Source organism: Leucobacter chromiireducens, from assembly GCF_051993095.1.
GTDB lineage: Bacteria > Actinomycetota > Actinomycetes > Actinomycetales > Microbacteriaceae > Leucobacter > Leucobacter chromiireducens.
Window position 1 is genome coordinate 2,213,943 of the sequence record NZ_CP197024.1, and the last position, 21,340, is coordinate 2,235,282.

Annotated in this window: 19 protein-coding genes; 2 read left to right on the forward strand and 17 right to left on the reverse strand. The window is 66.2% G+C overall.

Translation table 11 applies throughout. The annotated features are described in order from the left end of the window. Positions 1–80: 80 nt before the first annotated feature. Both ACR81A_RS09905 and dapE read right to left on the reverse strand, forming a co-directional pair. Positions 81–251, reverse strand: coding sequence for a DUF3117 domain-containing protein (locus tag ACR81A_RS09905; protein WP_075201434.1), 171 nt, complete (start codon positions 249–251; stop codon positions 81–83). Between the two features lie 148 nt (positions 252–399). Then, a complete protein-coding gene (gene dapE / locus ACR81A_RS09910) occupies positions 400–1,521 on the reverse strand; it encodes a succinyl-diaminopimelate desuccinylase (RefSeq protein ID WP_440311713.1) in 1,122 nt (373 codons plus the stop codon). Positions 1,522–1,584: 63 nt separating this feature from the next. Between dapE and dapD the strand changes: the two genes are divergently transcribed. Continuing rightward, the gene (gene dapD / locus ACR81A_RS09915; protein WP_202381261.1) at positions 1,585–2,541 is read left to right on the forward strand and encodes a 2,3,4,5-tetrahydropyridine-2,6-dicarboxylate N-succinyltransferase; all 957 of its coding nucleotides are present in this window, start codon (positions 1,585–1,587) and stop codon (positions 2,539–2,541) included. A 124-nt stretch (positions 2,542–2,665) separates the two neighbouring features. On the opposite strand, the gene ACR81A_RS09920 is transcribed toward dapD, so the two are convergent. The 10 genes from ACR81A_RS09920 to argC form a co-directional block, all read right to left on the reverse strand. After that, positions 2,666–4,957, reverse strand: coding sequence for a lamin tail domain-containing protein (locus ACR81A_RS09920; RefSeq protein WP_440311714.1), 2,292 nt, complete (start codon positions 4,955–4,957; stop codon positions 2,666–2,668). Between the two features lie 98 nt (positions 4,958–5,055). Next, positions 5,056–6,708 (reverse strand): transporter, encoded by a 1,653-nt coding sequence (locus ACR81A_RS09925; RefSeq protein WP_202381259.1) that lies wholly within the window; start codon positions 6,706–6,708, stop codon positions 5,056–5,058. Then, a complete protein-coding gene (locus tag ACR81A_RS09930; protein WP_202381258.1) occupies positions 6,690–7,460 on the reverse strand; it encodes an ABC transporter ATP-binding protein in 771 nt (256 codons plus the stop codon). The genes ACR81A_RS09925 and ACR81A_RS09930 overlap by 19 nt, the downstream gene beginning before the upstream one ends. A gap of 54 nt (positions 7,461–7,514) precedes the next feature. After that, complete coding sequence (locus tag ACR81A_RS09935; protein WP_202381257.1) at positions 7,515–8,813, reverse strand: citrate synthase; 1,299 nt, start codon at positions 8,811–8,813, stop codon at positions 7,515–7,517. 206 nt (positions 8,814–9,019) lie between these two features. Further along, positions 9,020–10,120, reverse strand: coding sequence for a succinyldiaminopimelate transaminase (gene dapC, locus ACR81A_RS09940; RefSeq protein WP_440311715.1), 1,101 nt, complete (start codon positions 10,118–10,120; stop codon positions 9,020–9,022). A 3-nt stretch (positions 10,121–10,123) separates the two neighbouring features. Next, entirely contained in the window at positions 10,124–10,444 is a 321-nt protein-coding gene (fdxA, locus tag ACR81A_RS09945) for a ferredoxin (protein WP_202381255.1), read from the reverse strand. A 100-nt stretch (positions 10,445–10,544) separates the two neighbouring features. Then, the gene (locus ACR81A_RS09950; protein ID WP_440311716.1) at positions 10,545–11,183 is read right to left on the reverse strand and encodes a prepilin peptidase; all 639 of its coding nucleotides are present in this window, start codon (positions 11,181–11,183) and stop codon (positions 10,545–10,547) included. 26 nt (positions 11,184–11,209) lie between these two features. Further along, positions 11,210–12,115, reverse strand: a complete 906-nt coding sequence (gene argB, locus ACR81A_RS09955; protein WP_440311717.1) for an acetylglutamate kinase — start codon at positions 12,113–12,115, stop codon at positions 11,210–11,212. A 9-nt stretch (positions 12,116–12,124) separates the two neighbouring features. Then, the gene (argJ, locus tag ACR81A_RS09960) at positions 12,125–13,285 is read right to left on the reverse strand and encodes a bifunctional glutamate N-acetyltransferase/amino-acid acetyltransferase ArgJ (RefSeq protein WP_440311718.1); all 1,161 of its coding nucleotides are present in this window, start codon (positions 13,283–13,285) and stop codon (positions 12,125–12,127) included. Between the two features lie 123 nt (positions 13,286–13,408). Next, positions 13,409–14,458 (reverse strand): N-acetyl-gamma-glutamyl-phosphate reductase, encoded by a 1,050-nt coding sequence (gene argC, locus ACR81A_RS09965; protein ID WP_440311719.1) that lies wholly within the window; start codon positions 14,456–14,458, stop codon positions 13,409–13,411. Positions 14,459–14,608: 150 nt separating this feature from the next. Between argC and ACR81A_RS09970 the strand changes: the two genes are divergently transcribed. Continuing rightward, a complete protein-coding gene (locus ACR81A_RS09970) occupies positions 14,609–16,027 on the forward strand; it encodes a DUF222 domain-containing protein (protein ID WP_440311720.1) in 1,419 nt (472 codons plus the stop codon). Here ACR81A_RS09970 and ACR81A_RS09975 read toward each other — a convergent pair. The 5 genes from ACR81A_RS09975 to ACR81A_RS09995 form a co-directional block, all read right to left on the reverse strand. After that, positions 16,014–16,814, reverse strand: a complete 801-nt coding sequence (locus tag ACR81A_RS09975) for an enoyl-CoA hydratase-related protein (protein ID WP_202381249.1) — start codon at positions 16,812–16,814, stop codon at positions 16,014–16,016. The genes ACR81A_RS09970 and ACR81A_RS09975 overlap by 14 nt on opposite strands. A 147-nt stretch (positions 16,815–16,961) precedes the next feature. After that, the gene (locus ACR81A_RS09980) at positions 16,962–18,086 is read right to left on the reverse strand and encodes a bifunctional 2-methylcitrate synthase/citrate synthase (RefSeq protein WP_440311721.1); all 1,125 of its coding nucleotides are present in this window, start codon (positions 18,084–18,086) and stop codon (positions 16,962–16,964) included. 80 nt (positions 18,087–18,166) lie between these two features. Next, positions 18,167–19,078: a methylisocitrate lyase gene (gene prpB / locus ACR81A_RS09985; RefSeq protein ID WP_202381247.1), complete on the reverse strand. Its 912-nt coding sequence runs from the start codon at positions 19,076–19,078 to the stop codon at positions 18,167–18,169. Further along, positions 19,078–20,616 carry an MmgE/PrpD family protein gene (locus tag ACR81A_RS09990; RefSeq protein WP_440311722.1) on the reverse strand — a complete coding sequence of 513 codons (1,539 nt, stop codon included), beginning with the start codon at positions 20,614–20,616 and terminating at the stop codon, positions 19,078–19,080. Before ACR81A_RS09990 ends, prpB begins: the two co-directional genes overlap by 1 nt. A gap of 28 nt (positions 20,617–20,644) precedes the next feature. Continuing rightward, positions 20,645–21,298: a GntR family transcriptional regulator gene (locus ACR81A_RS09995; protein WP_202381245.1), complete on the reverse strand. Its 654-nt coding sequence runs from the start codon at positions 21,296–21,298 to the stop codon at positions 20,645–20,647. Positions 21,299–21,340 lie beyond the last annotated feature (42 nt).

Genomic DNA, 21,340 nt, shown 5'->3' on the forward strand with positions numbered 1-21,340 from the left:
CACACATGCGACAGGCCCCGCTCCTCGGATGAGGAGCGGGGCCTGTCGCATGTGCGCCGAGCCGGCGCGTACGGGTGTGGTTAGCCGTCGAGCACGCCAGCGAGCACGTCACGCAGCTCGGCGGCTTCCTGGTCATTCACCGACACCACGAGACGTCCTCCGCCTTCAAGCGGAACACGCACGACGATCAGCCTGCTTTCACGCACCGCCTCCATGGGTCCATCCCCAGTCCTCGGTTTCATTGCAGCCATGACGCCTCCTCGCATAGTTTGGTGGTTCGCATCCATTTTATCGGTCCGCTGACCGCCAAGGCGAACTCAGACTGCGCCAGATGACGGGCGCGGCGGAAAGTGACGCCCAGCAGATCGGGATCGCAGAGCCCCCAGAAGCGTTCCGAGGCTACGCCACAGGACCAGAAAGCCAGCTCTTGAGCGCCGCATAGCCGTGCTCAATCTGGGCGACCGGCACCCGCTCGTCGTCCGCGTGGGCGAGCAACGCGTTCCCCGGCCCGAAGTTCACCGCGGGGATCCCGAGCGCAGAAAAGCGAGACACATCGGTCCAGCCGAGCTTTGCGCTGGGCTCCTGCCCCACCGCCGCGACGAAGCGCTGCGCGAGCGGCGCGTCGAGGCCCGGGCGCGCGCCCGGTGACAGGTCGACGATCTCCACGTCATCAGCGTCGGCGAAGAACTCGCGCACAAACGCCACGGCGTCGTCCCCCGAGCGGCTCGGCGCAAACCGGTAGTTCACCTCGATGACGCAGCGATCCGGAATCACGTTGCCTGCAACGCCACCCTCCACACGCACCGCGTTGAGGCCTTCGCGGTACTCGAGGCCATCGACCACCACACGCTCGGCCTCATACGCCTCGAGCCGGGCCAGCAGCGCGCCAGCACGGTGGATCGCGTTCACGCCCATCCAGCTCCGCGCCGAGTGCGCACGCTTTCCTGTGAGCGCGACGCGGGCCCGCAGGGTCCCGTTACAGCCGCCCTCGATCGTGCCGTTGGAGGGCTCCCCCAGAATCGCGAAGTCCGCGGTGAAAAGCTCGGGGTGGTTGCGCATCGCGCGGCCCAGCCCACTCAGATCGGAGGCGACCTCCTCGTGGTCGTACCAGACCCAGGTGAGGTCGACGGAGGGGTCAACCAGCTCGACCGCGAGCGCAAGCTGCACGGCGACGCCCGCCTTCATGTCGACGGTGCCGCGTCCCCAGATCATGGCCTCACCGGTGTCTGGCTCCACCATGTCGCGCACGGGCAGGTTGTCGTTGATCGGCACGGTGTCGAGATGACCAGCGATCGCGACGCGGCGATCGCGCCCCAGCTCGGTGCGGGCGATGATCGTGTCCCCATCACGCGTGACGCTGAGGTGGGGGGCGTGCTCCGCAAGCATCGCGGCCACCGCATCAGCGATGGCGAGCTCGTCGCCCGACACCGACGGGATGTCGCACAGCTGACGGGTCAGCGCAACAGGACCGGCTGCGGGATCGAGGCGGAAGACGGGGCGCGGGTTCTCCTGGGTGCTCACCCGACCAGCCTAGGCGGTTCGCAGCGGCGCCCGCGAGCCGCAGGCTTCGCTAGCATTGAGTGTATGACTGAGACCCGCTACGCCTGGGCCGCCGGAATCGCGACGATCGCCGCCGACGGCTCCACCCTCGACGCCTGGTTCCCCGCCCCCGCACTCGGCAAGCGCCCGGAGGACCGCGATCCGTGGATCGCTCCCGCTGAGCTTGCCGGACTCACCGGAACCGATGACGCACGCGGGGTCGAACTGCGCTTCGTCAACGTTGAGATCGATCTTGACGCGGCGCCGGCAACCACCGAGGACGCGTACCTGCGGCTGCATCTCCTTTCGCACTGCCTCGCACTGCCGAACTCGCTGAACCTCGACGGCATTTTCGGCAAGCTGCCGAACATTGCCTGGACGAGCGCGGGCCCCATGCTCCCCGAAGAGTACGCGGCGCGTCTCCCCCAGTTGAAGCGCGCGGGCATCACCGCAGTGGGTCTCGACAAGTTCCCGCGCCTCACCGACTACGTGGTCCCCGCGGGCGTGCGCATCGCTGACGCATCGCGTGTCCGCCTCGGCGCGCACCTTGCGCCGGGCACCACCGTGATGCATGAGGGCTTCGTCAACTTCAACGCCGGCACGCTCGGCGCATCCATGGTGGAGGGCCGCATCTCGCAGGGCGTGGTCGTCGGCGACGGCTCCGACATCGGCGGCGGCGCGTCCATCATGGGCACCCTCTCCGGGGGCGGCACGCAGCGCATTACGATCGGCGAACGCGCGCTGCTCGGCGCAAACTCGGGCGTCGGGATCTCGGTGGGCGACGACAGCGTTGTCGAGGCCGGGCTCTACGTCACCGCTGGCACCAAGGTTGTCTTGCCGCAGGGCACCGCAGATTCAGCGGGCGAGCCTGTTGAGGTCAAGGCCGTTGAGCTTTCCGGCGTTGCCCAGTTGCTCTTCCGCCGGAATTCACGCACGGGCGCCGTGGAGGCGCTGCCGCGCGAGGGCTCTGGCATTGTGCTGAACGCCGCGCTGCACGCGTAGTCCTCGCCGGACGCTCTCAGCGCTCCGCCACACCGCCCCGCCCCGGCCGAAGCCACCCGCGCAACTCTTCCGCGTAGTGGCCCGGCCGGGGCGGTGCTGTGTTGTGTTGAACTCAGTTGTGTGGCTACTCGCCAATCACGGGCAGCGCACTCGTCGTCGCACGCGTTCCGCGGCGACCGAACACGAGTGCTGCCGCGCCCACGAGGGCAAGCACCGCGGCGCCAAAGAGCACGAGCGCACCGGATCCAGATCCGGTCTGCGCGAGCTGATCACTCGTCCCCTGCGCAACCTGCGGCTTCGGCTGCGCGCCGGTATCGGGCGTGGTCTCGGTTCCGGTCCCGGAGTCGGGGTTTTCACCGCCAGGGTTCTCACCGCCAGGGTTCTCACCGCCCGGGTTCTCGCCGCCAGGGTTCTCGCCACCCGGCTCGCCCGCCACCGAGAGCGTTCCCGCGTGCAGCGCCCCCGTCTTCACACCGTCGGTGAGCCACCAGGCCGGACGCGACAGCGCAGGGTCGGCTGCGCGCACAGCGACGGCCTCACCAACCCGCGCGGCAGCAGCGCCCACGGCGCCACTCAGCTCGGCCGGCGCGGTCGCGAATCCCTCGTTGTTCGTGTTCGGCAGCTCCGCGGGACGCGCGTAGTGCGTCACCTCGGGCGTCGCCGTTCCGTTCAGCGTGATGAACGCCGCATCCCCGTTGCACCCGTCATCGCACACGGCCCACAGACCGCCGAGCACGGTATCCCAGTCGAGCGCCATGACGCCGCCGAGCCCCGGCTTCACCTCAGCAACGCGCGTGGCGCTCCCGTCAGTGTTCAGGGCGAAGGCAAACACCTGGCCACCGTCCTCCACCGCAACAAAGAAGAGTCCGTCGCCGTGCAGCGGGTAGTCAGCTGGGTTGTAGCCCAGGCCCGTGTTCGCGTCGATGAGTGCACCGGCGAGATCCTTATCCGCGACCCACTCGACCGCCTCGATCCCCAGGTTCGCGCTGACCTGCGGCAGCAGCGCGGTCAGATCCCACTCCGTGCTCGCGACAACATCCGGGCCGGCGGACTCAGGATCAATCTGCAGCACGACGTTGTAGTTGACGCCCTTCGCACTGTTGTCACGCTCGGACGCAAGGTAGATGAAGCCGTCGTTCGCGGCCGTGATGCCCTCCGTGTCCGGACCGGCCGCGCGCGGGTTGTCCGCATCCTTCTGGAAGCGAGCTCGCTTTCCCTCAGCCCAGCCCTCCGCGAAGCGCGCGGAGCCGTCCGCCTGCACGTCGAGCTTCCAGAACCGGCCCTCACCGTTGTCGACCGCCCACAGCACCGCGCCATCCTCGGTGACCTGCGTGTCGAGCCCCGAGCTGTCCTCGAGGAACATGCGCGAGGCATCCACCTTCGTCACCGCGGCTGCGCCCGGCCACGCGAGGTTCTCGTAGCTCGGTGTCTCGCCGCCCGTGCCACCGTCACCGCCGCCGTCGGTCACGCAGCGGTTCGCGGCGCCGGGCGTCGGGTGAGCAAGCACGAACGGCCCCGTCCCTACGCTGCAGCGCGCAAGCGTCGCGAGCGCCGGGTCCCCATCGATTGCAGCGTGCGCAGTCCACGCACCCGTGTCGTCGATCAGCGCGCCCGAGGGATCGAACAAACGGATCTGATCGGCACTCCCGATCCCAATCGCTTCCCGGAAGAGACCATCCTGCGTGCCCACGATGCCGAGCGAGTTCTCGTCAACAACGAGGTACGCGCCGGGCGCGAGGGTCGCCCCCGCCGGGAACTTCCAGCTGTGATCATCGGAGTTGTCGCGCAGCTCGAAGCCCGCAAGCGCAAACTCCTCGGTTCCGGTGTTGACGAGCTCCACCCAGTCCGCCGGCTGCGAGTCAACCTCGCTGAGTCGCAGCGGCGAGACGGGCTCCGGTTCAGTGGTCTCGGCGAATCGGTTCTCGGCACCCTTCGTGGCCTCGGAGGTCTCCGCCCAGTCACCCGCAGCCGTGCGGCCCAGCGTGTGTTCTGCGTGCGCGGACCAGCTCACCTGATCGACAAGCTCCCCCGCGGGATCGAAGAGACGCACCTCGTCCGCCTTGCCGAGTCCGAAGTCGAACTGGCCGAGGCCGGTCTTTTTGTCAAACTCGTCGAGCACGAAGAACGCGCCTGGCTCCACCAGTGTGCCCGCGGGAATCACAAACTCGTGCGTGTCCTCGCTATCGCGCACGCTGAACCCGCCGAGGTCCACGGCGGCGGTGCCCGCATTGCGGAACTCGATCCAGTCGCCCGGTGTGCCGCCGTTCGACTCAATCTCGGACAGCTGCAGCCCCGCGGGGGCCGCGGTGGGTGGTGCGGGCACGGCGAGCGCGGCGCCCACCGGGGAAAGGGTGAGGCAGGTAACTCCGATAGCGCCGGCGGCAAGCGCGGCGAACGGTCGGACGGTTCTGGGCAACATAACTCCTTCGTGATGGATGGTGCGAAACCATCGCATCAGTCGGGGGTTGCCGAGTGGCGAACACCGCGCAAACGCACGGTGTCCGCCCGCGGAATCTAGCCCTGCGCGACCACTCGGGCGAGCAGCTCGGGTGCCTTGCGATCGTAGATCGCCGCACCCCACCGCACCCCGAACCAGCAGACGAGTGCGCCACTCAGTAGTCCGACCGCGAAGGTCAACCAAATGTAGAGCGGCTGCTCGGTAATCGCCGCGGCGATCGTGAGACCGATCGTGGGCAGCGCGATCACCGCGAGCGATCCGTACGAACCGGCCATCCCAATGAGGCTGAGCATGCCTGCGCCGGGCTTCGACACGAAGGGGTTCTCCCCAGACTGCGGCACCGGCATGATGAAGAGCGCCGAGCACACGCTCGACACCCCGAACCCGCCAAGCGTCACGGCCGCCGTCAGACCGAGGAGCGTCGGCAGCTGGTCGAAGCGACCCACGATCGCCGTGGTGACCACCGCGACGATGATCACGCTCGGGATCGCAAGCAACGCGTTTGCCCAGATGCGCCCCACGCGGTCGTCAATTCCTCGCACCCCGCGCAGGATGTGCGTGCTGAACGCCGTGCCATCGTACGAGATGTCGGTGAAGGTACTGAGCGAGAGCATCACCGCGACCATGACGGTGGAGCCCGGGAGCAGGATCGGCGCACCCGAGCTGCCCGACACGAACGCGAAGATCACCGGCATGACGAGCACCACGAGGAGGCTCTGTAGGTAGCGCGGGTCGCGCAGCCAGTAGGTGAACGCGCGGGCGGCGACCGCGCCGCGCGGCGTATCCGGGAAGCGCGCGAACCAGCCGGCGCCGCGCTTCGCGGTGGCACGCGAGCCTTCGGTCATCGCGCCGAGATTCGAGAGGTAGAGCGGCCGCCAAGCGAAAAACAGCAGCACCGGAGTGGCGAGTGCGATGAGCAATTTCGCCACGGCAACTCCCCACGCACCGCGGGCGAGTTCCGCGGGCACGGCCCACACCGCACCGAGTGGCGACCATGAGATCCCGTCGGCAATCGCCGGCAGGCGCTCCGCGAGCGCTGCGGCGCCCGAGCCAATGCCCGCGATGAGCGGACCCGCGCAGACGAGCAAGAGGATCACGATGCCGCCGATGATCTCGCGGAAGCGGCGGCTTGCTGTGGCGCGCGAAAGCGCGGTGACCATCAGCTGGCAGGCCAGCACGCACGTGAGCGCGGCGACCGGCGCGAGGAGGATCGCGGCGATCACTGCCGCCGGCGAGCGGAACCAAGTTGCCGCGGTCGCTGCTGAGACAAGCAGCGTCACGATGCCGGGCACACCGAGAAGGCTCGCGGCCACGATCCCACTCAGCTGGGTGCCCGCGCTCATGGGGAACATCACCAGTCGCGCGGGATCGAGGGTACGGTCCATCCCGGAGGAGACGATGGGGCCGAGCATCCAACCCAGGATCAGTGCGGCACCACCAAAGATCAGCGAGGTGCGGGCGAGCTGCGGATCGAGGCCCGAGGCCGCGACGAGGCCCACGACGACCATACCGAGCACCCCGAGCCCGTACAGGACGCCGATGATCGCGCCCACCAGCTGCCACGGGTGCCGGGTCAGTGTGTTCCACAGCACGCGGAAGCGCAGACGCACCAGCACGCGCACGCGAGCGAGCGCCCCCGTGCGCGGCTGTGCCGTGCCGATCAGGGGCACCATGCGGGCCGCCGCCGGGGCTACGCCTGATTCAGCCATGACGGGCCCTCCAGGTGCTGACGCCCGCCCACGAGCTCGACAAAGCGGTCCTCGAGCGTGGAGCTGCCGCGCACTTCGTCGACGGTTCCTGCGGCAAGCACCCGACCGTTTGCGATGACCGCGACGTGATCGCACATGCGCTGCACCAGATCCATCGAGTGGCTCGACACGATCACCGTGCCCCCACCGCGCACGAAGCCCTGCAGAATGTCGCGAATGTTCGCCGCCGAGACCGGGTCGACCGACTCAAACGGCTCATCGAGGACCAGCACGCGCGGCGCGTGCACGAGCGCGCAGGCAAGCGCGATCTTCTTCGTCATGCCGGCGGAGTAGTCGACCACGAGCGTGTTCCCCGCGTCATTCAGGTCGAGCATGGTCAGGAGATCCGCGCAACGTCGCGCCACCGTCTCTGCGTCAAGCCCGGACAGCAGGCCGTTGTACGTGATGAGCTGCTCGCCGGTCAGGCGATCGAACAGTTTCACGCCGTCGGCGAGGACGCCAACCAGCTGCTTCGCCTCCGTCGGTTGCGCCCACACGTCGACACCGTGGATGAGCGCCTGACCAAACTCGGGCCGCAACAGGCCCGTGGCCATCGACAGCGTGGTCGTCTTTCCCGCACCGTTCGGGCCGACGAGACCGTAGCAGGAGCCGGTCGGAATGGTCAGCGAGATTCCGTTCACGGCGATCTTCTCGCCGAAGCGTTTGGCAAGGCCGCGGAGTTCGAGCGCGGCCGGGTGGGTGGCAGTTTCCATACTGCCACCCTACCGAGCGCGCCAGGCGCGGCCCCTCCCCCTACAGGGGGAGATTTAACGGTCGAGGTGCCGCTCGGGCGAGCCGATGTAGAGCTGCTGCGGGCGGCCGATCTTCGTCTGCGGATCCTCGCGCGCCTCACGCCACTGCGCGATCCAGCCCGGCAGACGTCCAATCGCGAACAGCACGGTGAACATGCGGGTCGGGAAGCCCATGGCCTTGTAGATCACACCGGTGTAGAAATCGACGTTCGGGTAGAGCTTGCGCTCCTTGAAGTAGTCGTCCTCCAGCGCAATCTGCTCGAGCTCCTGCGCGAGGCCGAGCAGCGGATCGTTCACGCCGAGCTCCTCGAGTACCTTGCCGGCGCTCTCACGCACGATGCGCGCACGCGGGTCGTAGTTCTTGTACACGCGGTGCCCGAAGCCCATGAGCTTCACCCCGTCTTCCTTGCGCTTCACCTTCTCAACGAAGGTCTCAACGCTCTGGCCGGAGTCGCGGATCTGCGCGAGCATGTCGAGCACGGCCTCGTTGGCGCCGCCGTGGAGCGGGCCCGAGAGGGCGTTGATGCCCGCAGAGATAGACGAGAACATGTTCGCTCCGGTCGAGCCGACCAGACGCACCGTCGAGGTCGACGCGTTCTGCTCGTGGTCCGCGTGCAGAATCAGCAGCTTGTCGAGCGCGTCGACGAGCACGGGGTTCATCTCGTACTTCTCGGCCTTGTTACCGAAGTTGAGGCGCAGGAAGTTCTCCACGAAGCCGAGATTGTTGTCCGGGTACAGGAACGCCTGCCCAATCGACTTCTTGTGGGCGTAGGCCGCGAGCACGGGGAGCTTCGCGAGCAGGCGAATCGTGTTCACCTCGACGAACTCGGGATCCGTGGTGTCCAGCGAGTTCTCGTAGTAGGTCGACATGGTCTGCAGTCCGCCCGAGAGCACCGCCATGGGGTGTGCGGTGTGCGGCACTCCCTCAAAGTAGTAGCGCATGTCCTCGTGGAGCAGGGTGTGCCGGCGGATCTCGTCGTCAAACGCCGCGAGCTCGTCCGCTGCGGGCAGCTCACCGTAGATGAGCAGATACGCCACCTCGAGGAAGGTCGAGTGGCGGGCCAGCTCCTCAATCGGGTAGCCGCGGTAGCGCAGAATTCCCTCATCGCCGTCGATGTAGGTGATTGCGGACTTGGTTGAAGCAGTGTTCACAAAGCCATAGTCGAGCGCGGTGTAGCCGCTCTGGCGGGTGAGCGTGCTGACGTCGATGGCGGGGTGGCCGTTGACCGCCTCACGGATCGGCAACTCCGCCGATCCGCCGGGGAAGGTCAGTTTCGCTGAGGCCGAGCCCAGGCCCTGAGTCGATTCGGTCACGTCGTCTCCTCGTGGGGTCTCATGTGTGGCTGGGCGTCGGGTGCGACGCCGCCATTCCTACACCTTATCGGCTCAGTGCAGAGCCGAGTGGCGCAACGCAGATCGTGCGCACTCCCTCAGAGTATCTTGACGTCGAACAAAAAGTCGATTCGTCGCCGCCAGCAGGCCCGCACCCCGCGGATCCACGCGAGGCACTCGGAACACGCTCAGGCGCCGCGGATTCGGCGTGCGGCCGCAGCGATATCAGCGTCGCTCGCGGTCAGCGCCAACCGCACATGCTGCGGCGAGTGGTCGCCGTAGAAGTGGCCGGGGCCCACCACGATGCCGAGCTGTGCGAACTCGGAGACACTGTCCCAGGCATCCGCTCCGCGCGTCGCCCAGAGATAGAGTCCAGCCTCACTCCCCTCAATGCGGAAGCCGGCGGCCTCGAGCGCTGGAAGTAGCACTGCACGCCGAGCCCGGTACAGCTCCCGCTGCTCGGCCACGTGTGCCTCGTCCGCGAGCGCGGCGATCATTGCCACCTGCACGGGAGCGGGAAGCATGAGACCCGCGTGCTTCCGCACCGTGAGCAGGCGCTCCACGAGCTCGGGATCGCCAGCCAGGAACGCCGCCCGGTAGCCAGCGAGGTTCGATTGCTTGCTCAGCGAATACACGCTGAGCACATCTCGGTGGTCCGCGCCCACCACAGCAGGATCGAGAATCGAGGGGATCCGCTGCTCGTCCCACGGCGCGTCCCACGCAAACTCGGCGTAGCACTCGTCGCCCGCGATGACCGCGCCCAGTTCTCGCGCGCGCTCAACGGCAGCGCGAAGCCGGCCCGCGTCGAGCACCCTCCCGTCGGGGTTTGACGGTGAGTTGACCCACACGAGACGCGTGTTCTCCGGCCATTCGGCAGGGTCGTCAGCCGCGATTGCGTCCGCGCCCACGAGAGCGGCGCCCATTGCGTAGCTCGGGTAAGCGATTCGGGGGAACACGACGGCCTCTCCAGCGCCGATGCCGAGCAGGAACGGAAGCAGCGCTACCAGTTCCTTCGAACCGACAGTCGGGAGCACCGCATTCGGTGCGACGGTGACGCCGCGGCGGCGCAGGAACCACTCGGCAATCGCCTCGCGCAGCTTCGGTGACCCCGCGGTTGCAGGGTAAGCGTGCGCGTCGGTCGCGTTCGCAAGCGCCTCACGCACGCTTGCGGGGCTCGGATCGACGGGAGAGCCGACCGAAAGATTCAGTGCGCCCTCGGGATGCCGTGCCGCCTGTGCGGCGTACGGCGCCATCGCGTCCCAGGGATAGTCAGGCAGCGGTCCCCGCACGACTTACTCGCCCTGGGGCGGCAGCGCCGCGACGACGGGGTGGTCGAAGTCGTAGACCCCGACCTTGGCCGCGCCACCGGGAGAGCCGATCTCGTCGAAGAACTCGACGTTGGCCTTGTAGTAGTCCGACCACTCGCTCGGCAGATCGTCTTCATAGTAGATCGCTTCGACGGGGCAGACGGGCTCGCAGGCGCCGCAGTCCACGCATTCATCCGGGTGGATGTAGAGCATGCGTTCGCCCTCGTAGATGCAGTCAACGGGACACTCGTCCACACAGGCGCGATCCTTGACATCCACGCACGGCAGAGCGATGACGTAGGTCACGTCGCCCCCTTTCACTCGGCACTACGAAAAACAGCTCCAGTCTACCGCTGTGCGCACCGCTCCGTTTGCCGCCTGCTTCGGCGGGGCGCTTCTCGCGTTGCTACCCCGCCAGCGTCCCGGCTCGAAGTGCGCTTCCGGCGAGCGGCGCGAGCCAGCTCGCCGTGAGAATTGCTGGCCCAATCGGCACCTGGGCGCGGCGCCGGAGCACGGACGCGCACGCCGCGACCGCGATGCACCCCGCGAGCGTGAATGGAAACAGTTCGACCGCATCACGCACCGAACTCGCGCCAGCGATGATCACCGCAATGGGCAGCAGTTTCACGTCTCCCGCACCGATCGGAGGTGGGCGATGTCTTGCCTCACCCGCACTGAACGCGGCCCACACGCTCACTCCGAGCAGGGCTGCGCCGGCCGCAACTCCTGCGAGGAAGAACGCATGCCGCAGTTCACCGCTCCACGCCCACGCGGCGAACACTGGCGGCACGACGCTGAGCGCAGCCGCACCCAGCACAGGGTTCGGGAGCCGGTGCTCACGAACGTCGAGGATGCTGAGCACCACGCTCCAGGCGCCCGCAGCACCGAGTGCGCTCACCCAGAGCACGAATGCGCCGCCGCGCTTCGTCCCGGGCCAGTCGAGGGTCCCCGTGGCGGCGAGCAGCCCGACCATGAAGACGGCCACCGAGACGACCCCACGTGACCATGCTGGGAGCGCCCGCAACTCGGCGAGGAGGCCGCGCACTGCGGCTCCCCCTCGCCGACCAGACACTACTCGGGCGTCACTTCCGTACCGATCCCCCGCTCGGTGAAGATCTCCAGCAGCACCGAGTGCGGCTCGCGACCGTCGATAATTGCTGCCTTCGACACACCACCACGAACAGCCTCAAGGCATGCGCGCATCTTGGGAATCATCCCTGATTCGAGCGACGGGAGCATGTCTTCAAGCTCGGAGGCGGAGATGGAAGAGACCAGTGAGTCTCGATCCGGCCAGTTTGCATACAGACCCGCGACGTCGGTGAGAATCACAAGTTTCTCTGCGCCGAGCGCTGCGGCGAGCGCGCCCGCCGCAGCGTCGGCGTTGATGTTCAGCGAGTCGCCAGGCCGGTCGGCGTCCGGCGCGATCGATGAGACGACGGGGATCAGTCCGGCTTCCAACAGCGCGAGCACGGGCTCGACGCGCACGTCCACCACATCGCCGACGAGTCCGAGGTCAACGAGCTCACCGTCCACCTCGATGGGCGGGCGACGACGACCAACAAAGAGGCCGGCGTCCTCACCCGTGGTGCCTGCAGCGAGCGGGCCATGCGCATTGATCTCGTCAACGAGTTCGGGGTTCACCTTGCCGGTCAGGACCATGCGTACGACGTCCATGGTTTCCGGGGTCGTGACTCGGTAGCCGCCCTTAAACTCGCTCTCAATGCCGAGCCGCGCGAGCATCGCATTGATCTGGGGGCCGCCGCCGTGCACCACGACGGGCCTGATGCCGGTGTGGCGGAGATACACGACGTCCTCGGCGAAGGCCGCGAGGAGCGCGTCATCGACCATGGCGTTCCCGCCAAACTTGATCACCATGATCGCGTCGCGGAACTTCTTCAGCCACGGGAGTGATTCGATCAGTACCTGCGCTTTTTCGGCAGCCTCAGTGTGGTCCATGGGACCCAGCGTTGTGGTCATCGCTCGCCCCTAGCTCGAGTACGCGCTGTTCTCGTGCACGTAGTCGTGCGTGAGGTCGTTTGTCCGGATGGTGGCAGTGTGCGCCCCCGCGAACAGGTCGATCTCGACGTGAGTGCGACGCGGAGTGAGGTCGCACTCGCTCACCGGACGGTCAGGCGCACCGGCGTGGCAGAGTCGCACTCCGTTGAAGGACACGTCGACCTGGTACGGATCAAATGCGGCATCGGTCGTGCCGATGGCGGCGAGCACGCGGCCCCAGTTCGGGTCGTTGCCGAAGATCGCAGCCTTGAACAGGTTGTTCCGTGCAACCGAGCGGCCGACCTCAACCGCGTCGGCCTCGCTCGCGGCCCCACGAACCTCGATGTCAATGTCGTGGCTTGCCCCCTCCGCGTCAGCTTGAAGCTGGGCAGCGAGGCTATCGCACACCTGCACGAGCGCCGCCGCGAATTCTGCCTCATCGGGAGTGACGCCCGACGCACCGCTTGCGAGCAGGGTGACCTGGTCATTCGTCGACATGCAACCGTCGGAGTCCAGTCGATCGAAGCTCGGTGCCGTTGCTCCGCGCAGGGCGCGATCGAGCGCAGCGTCGTCGAGCACGGCATCAGTGGTGATGACGACGAGCATCGTGGCAAGGCCGGGCGCAAGCATTCCCGCACCCTTCGCCATTGCGCCGATGGTCCACCCCTCCCCTGTGTGCACGGCGGTCTTTTCGACTGAGTCGGTGGTGAGGATCGCGGCGGGCGCCGTTGTATCGTCCGCGGCGAGGCGCGCGACAAGCTCCGGAACGTTGTTAACGATCTTGTCGCGGAAGCTCTGATCGCCCGTGCCGATGAGGCCCGTCGAGCACACGAGAACCCGCTCAGCCGCGTCGGCCTCGCCAAGTTGCGCAGCAACCGCCTCGGCAGTGAGCCGGGTGGTCTCGTACCCAAAGTCGCCCGTGAAGCAGTTGGCTCCGCCAGAGTTCAGAATGATCGCGCGCGCCGGACCGTTGTCCGCGACCTTGCGGCTCCACAGAATCGGGTTCGCCTGTGCTCGATTGCTCGTGAACACCACAGCGCTCGCGGGCGCGGGGCCATCGTTCACAACAAGGGCGAGATCGGGCTTACCCGTGCTTTTCAGACCGACCGCAATGCCTGCGGAACGGAAACCAGCTGGGGTGGTGACGGTCACGGTGTCTCCTTGGTGCCGCGCAACGGCGGCGTGTGTTGGGTGGAAAGTCTCGTCAGTGGTGCGCAGGGTCGCGCTCGGAGGTCAGTGCAGTGCGGCGGCGTTCCAGCGCACGGCGCTGGGGTACTACGGCGCGACGCCGTTCACGCTCAATCCCGTCGACTCAGGAAGACCGAGCGCGATATTCGCCGACTGAATCGCGGCCCCCGCTGTGCCCTTTGCGAGATTGTCGAGCGCCGCGACGACAACGACGCGTCCCGCGGCCTCGTCGATAGCGATGCCCATGAGGCAGGTGTTGGCCCCCAACGTGTCAGCGGTGCGCGGGAACACGCCCTCTGGCAGCACGTGCACAAACGTCTCGTCAGCGTATGCGTCCTCCCAGGCTGCTCGCACCTCAGCGGCCGTCACACCAGGCACGATGCGGGCGGTCGAGGTTGCGAGAATTCCGCGACTCATTGGAACAAGCACCGGAGTGAAGCTCAGTTTCACCTCGGCACGAGCACCTGCTCCACGGAGGGCCTGCTGGATCTCGGGGATGTGCCGATGCGTGCCGCCCACAGCGTACGGGTTGGCCGTCCCCATGAGTTCGGCTCCCAGCAGGTGGGTCTTCGCGGCCTTCCCTGCGCCGGAAGGCCCAACAGCAAGCACAGACACGATATCGCCCGCCTCGATCACACCCGCAGCGATTCCCGGCGCGAGCGAAAGCGCGACCGTCGAAGCATTGCACCCGGGCGCCGCGATACGGTTCGTCCCCACGAGCGCGTCACGTTGCTTCCCAGCCCCAGCGACAAGCAGCTCAGGCACACCATACGCCCAGGCCTCGTGATGTTCGCCACCATAGAACGCCGCCCAATCCTCTGCGCTGGTCAGGCGGTGGTCTGCGCCGCAGTCAACCGCGAGCCGCACATTGGTGAGCTGCGCGGTGAGCTCACCGGACGCACCGTGCGGGAGAGCGAAGAACACAATGTCATGGCCGTCGAGCACCTCGGGGGTGGTGGGCTGAAGCGTGAGATGAGCAAGCGAACGCAGGTGGGGCTGTGAAGCGATGAGCGGCTGGCCGGCGGTCGAGTGCCCGGTGACCGTTCGCACGTCGAATTCCGGATGCCCGGCGAGCAGGCGCAGGATCTCACCTCCGGCATACCCCGATGCCCCCGCTACCGCCACGCTGTACGTCATCGACGCTCCTTTCGATTGCGCTCCCCCTATTCTGGCACTTCGTGGGCGACCCACGGACAGTTCTCCACAGCCACGGTGGGGTCCGGGAGGATCCCGAGCTGTCTGTGGATAGCTTCTGCGGAGAGGAGAATGGTCTGGCTCAATGGGTGCATGTCTCTCAGCACCGCATTTTCGACGACCGGCTCCTTCGCGGATCGAGCCCAGATTCTTGGACGCCTCGAGACGCTCGAGCAGGAGCAACGCGCTCGCGACGCGGAGCGGATGTCGTTGCTCGCAGCGGCACTCACGGACGCGCTGAAGCCACGAGCGCCCGAGGTTCCAGGACCTCCCCACGCCCCAAAAGACGGAGGCGGACCAGAGCGCGCTCAGCCGCGCGACACTCACGCTGAGCGAGAGCTGCAGATACGATCGCTCCGCGCCGAGATCGCGGCCACCCTCCAGCAGAGCGAGCGACAGGTGGAAGGCGATTTGGCGACCGCTCGCGCATTGGCGACGCAGTTCACCCGCACGCACACGGCACTTCAAGCGGGTGAGATTGGGCTCGGCCACGCCGCAGTCATCACTGCTGCGGCTTCGATGATCGGTACGGACGAAGATCCCGATACCACAGCACAACGCGCCACCTATGAGACAGCGATACTTGCGGAAGCCAGACAGACGACGCCGAGTCGACTGCGACCTCTGGCCACACGAATCGCGACGCAGGTCTCACCACGCTCACACGCAGAACAACACCGCGTCGCACGGGGTCTACGGAGCGTGCGACTGATTGACCGAGCACACGGTATGGCAGATCTCATCGCTCACCTCCCGCTCGTCGAAGCGCACGCGATTCATGACCGCCTCACGCGCATCGCCAAGCTTGCGCACACAGGCACGCGCACCGATTCACCCCGTAAGGGCCAGGCCACCGGGGCACCCCGCGACGCACGCACACTTGAGCAGACCCGAGTCGACGCACTCATCGACCTGCTGCTCGCCGCATCCCCAACGACATTGACCGCTGGCACACCTGAGGAGGCTGTTCAAGCTCGGATTCACCTTGTTGTTCCCGCGTCGAGCACCAAACCCGAGGACTCGTTGCCCCCGCCTGCTGAAGTCGCGGGCCACGGCACAATCGACATGGTCACCGCGACCAGATTTCTGCTGCACACAGATTGGTGGGAGCGAGTCACCACGACAAGTATCGGCGACATTTCCTCGATCGATCGCTACCGGCCCAGTGCCGCACTGCGGCGCTTCCTCCGTGTGAGAGATCTCCACTGTCGATTCCCTGGGTGCCGCGTTCCGGTGCACCGCTGCAACCTCGATCACACGGTCGCGTTCGCGAAGGGCGGGAGCACGTCACGCGAGAATCTCGCGCACCTCTGCCGTGGTCACCATTCCGTGAAGCATCATGGCGACTGGCACAGTACTCAGCAGAGCAACGGCATGCTTACTTGGGTGACCCCGACTCGACGCGAGTATTCTGAGCCGCCACCAAGCCGTGTTCGCTTTGCTCGGCTCCCGCGAGGCCAGGCGATTCCCGAGCCCAAGAGGGAGCCACCCGTCGCGCCTACCGATGCGTGAAATTCGCCTCGCGCTTCTCTGCGAAGGCGCGCATGCCCTCCTTCTGATCGTCGGTTGCGAACGCCGCAGCGAACGCGAGCCGCTCAAGACGAAGACCTTCAGAGAGCGGAACTTCTTGCGCTGCCTGCAGCGCGTTCTTTGCGGCGTAGAGCGCTGGCAGCGACTTCGAAGCGATGGTCTCCGAGAGCGAGGTTGCCTCATCCAACAGCTCTGCAGCCGGCACCACGCGTGACACGAGGCCCGAGCGCTCAGCCTCCTCAGCTCCCATCATCCGTCCCGTCAAGACCATCTCGGCAGCCTTGTACTTGCCGATCGCTCTCGGCAGTCGCTGCGAGCCACCGAAACCGGGAAGGACACCGAGGTTGATCTCCGGCTGACCGAACTTCGCTGAATCAGCGGCGAGAATGATGTCGCACATCATGGCAAGCTCGCACCCGCCACCCAGCGCAAAGCCGGAGACCGCGGCCACGACCGGCGTGCGCATCCGCTCGAAACCCTCCCAGCTGGGGAACGCGCTGTTCAAGAACATGTCTGAGAACCCGTGCTCCGCCATCTCCTTGATGTCGGCCCCAGCGGCGAACGCACGCTCGGAGCCGGTGATCACGATGCAACCAATCTCAGGTGAAGCGTCAAACGCGAGCGCGGCGTCGATGAGCTCGCCAACCAGCTGACCGTTCAACGCGTTCAACGCAGCAGGCCGGTTCAGTGTGATCCAGCCAACGCGTCCGCGCACCTCGGTGAGGATTACGCGGTCGTCGGAGTTCTCGGGGATCGAAGTCTGAGTCATGGAATTCGCCTTCTCTCGGGACCAGGGGCCACAGTGGTACCCCGCGCTGGGTGTGCCTCCACGCTACAAGTTCACGCCCGCGCCCGCAGCGCAACCGCGCACACTCCGCCGCGCGGCGGCAGTGCGACGTGGCTGCCGTGAAGCGTCTCACGGAACATGACGCTCCTCCGCGCCGTTGTATGCGGAGAGTGGGCGGATCAGCGCGTTCGAGGCTGCCTGCTCCATGATGTGTGCGGTCCATCCAGTCACGCGCGCGGCCACAAAGATCGGGGTGAAGATCTCGGTGTCGAAACCCAGCAGATGGTAAGCCGGGCCGGAGGGGTAGTCCAGGTTCGGGTAGATCCCCTTGCGTGCGACGAACTCAGCCTCGAGTGCTGCATACAAGTCCGCCAAGTCTCTTCGACTGCTCTCCTCGAGCAGCACCTGCAGTGCGGCGTGCATGGTGGGTACCCGAGAGTCTCCGTGTTTGTAGACTCGGTGGCCGAAGCCCATGATCTTGCGCTTCTCTGCGATCGCGGCGTCCAACCACGGCACGACGTTCTCAGCGCGACCGATTTCCTCCAGCACGTGCATCACCGCTTCGTTGGCGCCACCGTGGAGGGGCCCCTTTAGCGCGCCGACCGCACCGACCACCGCGGAATACATATCCGAGGTCGTTGAGGCAATCACACGTGCAGTGAATGTTGATGCGTTGAACGAATGCTCGGCGTACAGCACGAGTGACACCCGGAACACGTCGACCGCCGCATCCGACGGCAACTCACCAAAGGTCATCCAGAGAAAGTTCCGCGAGTAATCGAGATCATCCCGTGGGGCGATCAGTGGGAGTCCGCGTCGGCGACGCTGCACGGCCGCGACGATGGTGGGCAGTTGTGCGAACAGGTACTCCGCACGACCGAGATCGAGCGTGCGGTCCGTCCAGCCGTTCGCCTCGTGCAGCGTCCCATCGAATGCGCCGAGCTGACTCACTGCCGTACGAACGAGATCCATCGGGTGCGCGTCCGCGGGCATTGCGTCCAAGAGTTGCAACGTACGCGGATCGAGCGAGCGAAGTGACCGCTCACGCTGTTCAAACTCAGCAAGCTGCCCCGCGCTCGGGAGCTCTCCGTGCCAGAGGAGGTAGGCGACCGCTTCAAACGGCTGGGTGGCGGCGAGTTCCTGCACCGGGTACCCCCGGTAGAGCAGGCTGTTGGTCTCGGGGTTGACCTTTGAAATCGCAGTTTCGTCAACGACGACTCCTGCGAGCCCCTTCTTGATTTCCGTGTCAGACATGATCGCTCCTTTGCGAAGAGTGTCGGGCCGGTGCGGGCGGCCGTTCCGCTGGGCCGCCCGCCCGCGAATACGTGGCGACGCTAGCGTTCCACCTCAAAGTTGAACACACTCGTGTCGAAATGGTTGTAGCTCTCGTAATCAACGAGGTCGTAGAGCTCGGCTCGATGCTGCATCTCGCCGAGTTTGCTGGTGAGGTGCCCTTCTGCGTTCAACGTGTCGAGCGCCCGTTCCGTCGCGCCCATCGCGATACGCAGCATTGAGACGGGCCAAATGACCAGGTTGACCCCGACGTCCGAGAGCTGCTGAGCGCTGAAGAGCTCGCTCTTTCCGAACTCGGTCATATTGGCGAGGATCGGCACGTCAATCGCTGCGCGCACTGCCGCAAATTCCTCGAGCGTGCGCATCGCCTCAGGGAAGATCGCGTCTGCTCCCGCGTCGACGAGCGCCTGCGCGCGATCAACGGCCGCACGGAGGCCAACATCACCGGGCGCGGTCGCGCGGATGTCTGTGCGTGCCATCACCAAGAAGTTCTCGTCTCTCCGAGCGTCGACGGCGGCACGAATCCGCTTCAACGCCGTCGCCTCGTCCACCACCGCTTTTCCGTCGAGGTGACCGCACCGCTTCGGGTTGATCTGGTCCTCAATGTGCGCGCCAGCGAGGCCAGCATCTTCAAGAGTCTGAATCGTCCGCGCCACATTCATCGGTTCTCCGAAGCCGGTGTCTGCGTCAACGAGTGCAGGCAATTCGGTCATTCGGGCAATCTGCTGCGCCCGTCCTGCAACCTCAGTGAGTGTGGTGAGCCCAATGTCGGGGAGACCAAGGTCGGCCGAGAGCACCGCTCCCGAGATGTAGACCCCATCAAACCCCTTCTGTTCAATCATCCTCGCCGATAACGGGTTGAACGCTCCGGGGAAGCGCAGCAGTTCGCCGCTGGCAAGTCGTTCACGGAACAGCCGACGCTTTTCCGCGGCCGGCGTCTTCGAGTACAGCATCAGAACAGTCCCTTCGGTGCGCCCGCAAGATCGATGGTCCCAGGCTTCGCGACAATCCCGAGCTCCCGCACCTCGGCGGCGTTGAGCTCAGGGAGGCGCTGCACGAGCTCAAGAAAACGCTCGATCTCGGCTGCCTCAAGCACGGGCTCTGCAAGTGTGCGGAACTTCGCAACGTACTGCTCGCGAGCAAATGGGCGAGCACCAAGCGGATGTGCATCGGCAACTGCGATCTCATCAATGACCCGCTCCCCGCTGTTCAGCTCGATCTCCACACGGCCGCCAAACGCCTTCTCGTTCGGGTCCTCCGAGTGGTATCGGCGTGTCCACTCGGCGTCCTCCGCGGTCGTCACCTTGCGCCAGAGCGCCACCGTATCAGCGCGGCCCGCACGCTCCGGGGTGTACGAGTCGACGTGGTGCCAACCGCCATCCTGCAGCGCCACGGCAAAGATGTAGGGAATCGAGTGATCGAGTGTCTCCCGCGAAGCGGTGGGATCATACTTCTGCGGATCGTTCGCACCAGAACCAATCACAAAGTGTGTGTGGTGGCTCGTATGCAGCACGATCCGGGCCACGTTCTCGGGGTCGGCAAACTCGGGATGCTCCCGGTGCAGCTTCCGGGCGAGGTCGATCCATGCCTGAGCCTGGTACTCGGCAGAGTGCTCCTTCGTGTAGCTCTCAAGAATCGCACGCTTGGGCTCTCCGGCCGCGGGCAGCGGCACGTCGTAGCGCGCGTCCGGCCCGTCGAGCAGCCACGCAATCACACCGTCTTCACCCTCATAGATCGGGCTCGGCGAGGTCTGCCCGCGCATCGCACGGTCTACTGCTTCAACGGCCATTTTCCCTGCAAAGGCTGGGGCATGCGCCTTCCACGTGGAGATTTCGCCCTTCCGCGATTGCCGGGTCGCGGTCGTGGTGTGCAGTCCCTGGGCGACCGCTTGGGCGATCGTCGCAACGTCGAGCCCCAACAGGGTCCCGATGCCTGCAGCTGCGGACGGCCCGAGGTGCGCGACATGATCGATTTTGTGCTTGTGCAGGCATATCGCGCGCACCAAGTCCATCTGGATCTCGTACCCGGTAGCGATACCCCGCACGAGCGAGCGACCGTCGGCCGCGGTGTGCTGCGCTACGGCGAGGATCGGCGGGATATTGTCGCCCGGATGCGAGTACTCGGCGGCGAGGAATGTGTCATGGTAGTCGAGCTCGCGCACCGCGACTCCGTTCGCCCACGCCGCCCACTCGGGGCTGGTGAGATGCGCGTCACCCTCCTCCGACGCGAGTCCGAACACCGTCGCACCGGCTCCGCCCGTCGACACAGGATGCGCGAGCGCCTGTGCCCGCGCAGCAATAATTGGGCCGCGTGTCAGCGAGGCCGCTGCCACCGCCGCGTTGTCGATGATGCGATTGATCACCATGTCAGTCACCTCGGCGTCGACTTCTACCGGGTCGGCCGCGACCTCCGCAATCTTCCAGGCCAGCTGCTCCTCACGTGGCAGTGGCTCTTCGCTGCGATACACACGAACGGGGTGCGAAACGGTCATTGTGGTGCTCCTTCGTTGGAGTGAGGGGTTACAAGTGATCGGTGCTCGGCGCCCCATCAATCGCGCCGAGAATCGAGGTGAGTGCGTGGTGCAGGTGTACGTGCGTCGCGTGCGCAGCAAGATCGGGATCCCGCGCCGCGATTGCCTCTGCAATCAGCGCATGTTCAACGACGGATTGGTGCAGCCGCTCCGCGTTGTCGCGGGCAAGCCGTCTAGCACGAGCCAGGTGAGCCCGGATCGGACGGAGCGCCTGTGTGAGATAGTCGTTCTGCACCGCCGCATCGATCGCCGCATCGAACCGAGCAATGAGCCCGTAGTAGTCATCCGCTGCGCTCGCGTTGGTCTCGGGGTGTGCCTCACGGAATCCCGCGGCGAGCTCATGAAAGACAGCTGAGTCGCCGCGCTGAGCAGCGAGCCGTGCAGCACTTTCTTCGAGCGCGCGTCGCACCTCGAAGAGGCTTCGAATGTGGGCAGCATCGAATCCCGCGACGACGAGCACTCGTGCAGACTGTTGCCGCACGAGCCCGTCGGCAACGAGCCGAGCAATCGCTTCTCGCATGGGGGTGCGGCTGACGCCGAGTCTGGCGGCCTGCTCGACCTCGGCGATCACCGCGCCCGGGGCGAGCGCGCCACTTTGGATGTCCTCAACCAGACCTTCGTAAGCTCGTTCGCTCGCACGCATCTGCGCCCCTCTCAACACACGCTAGCGTATACACAAGAGCGT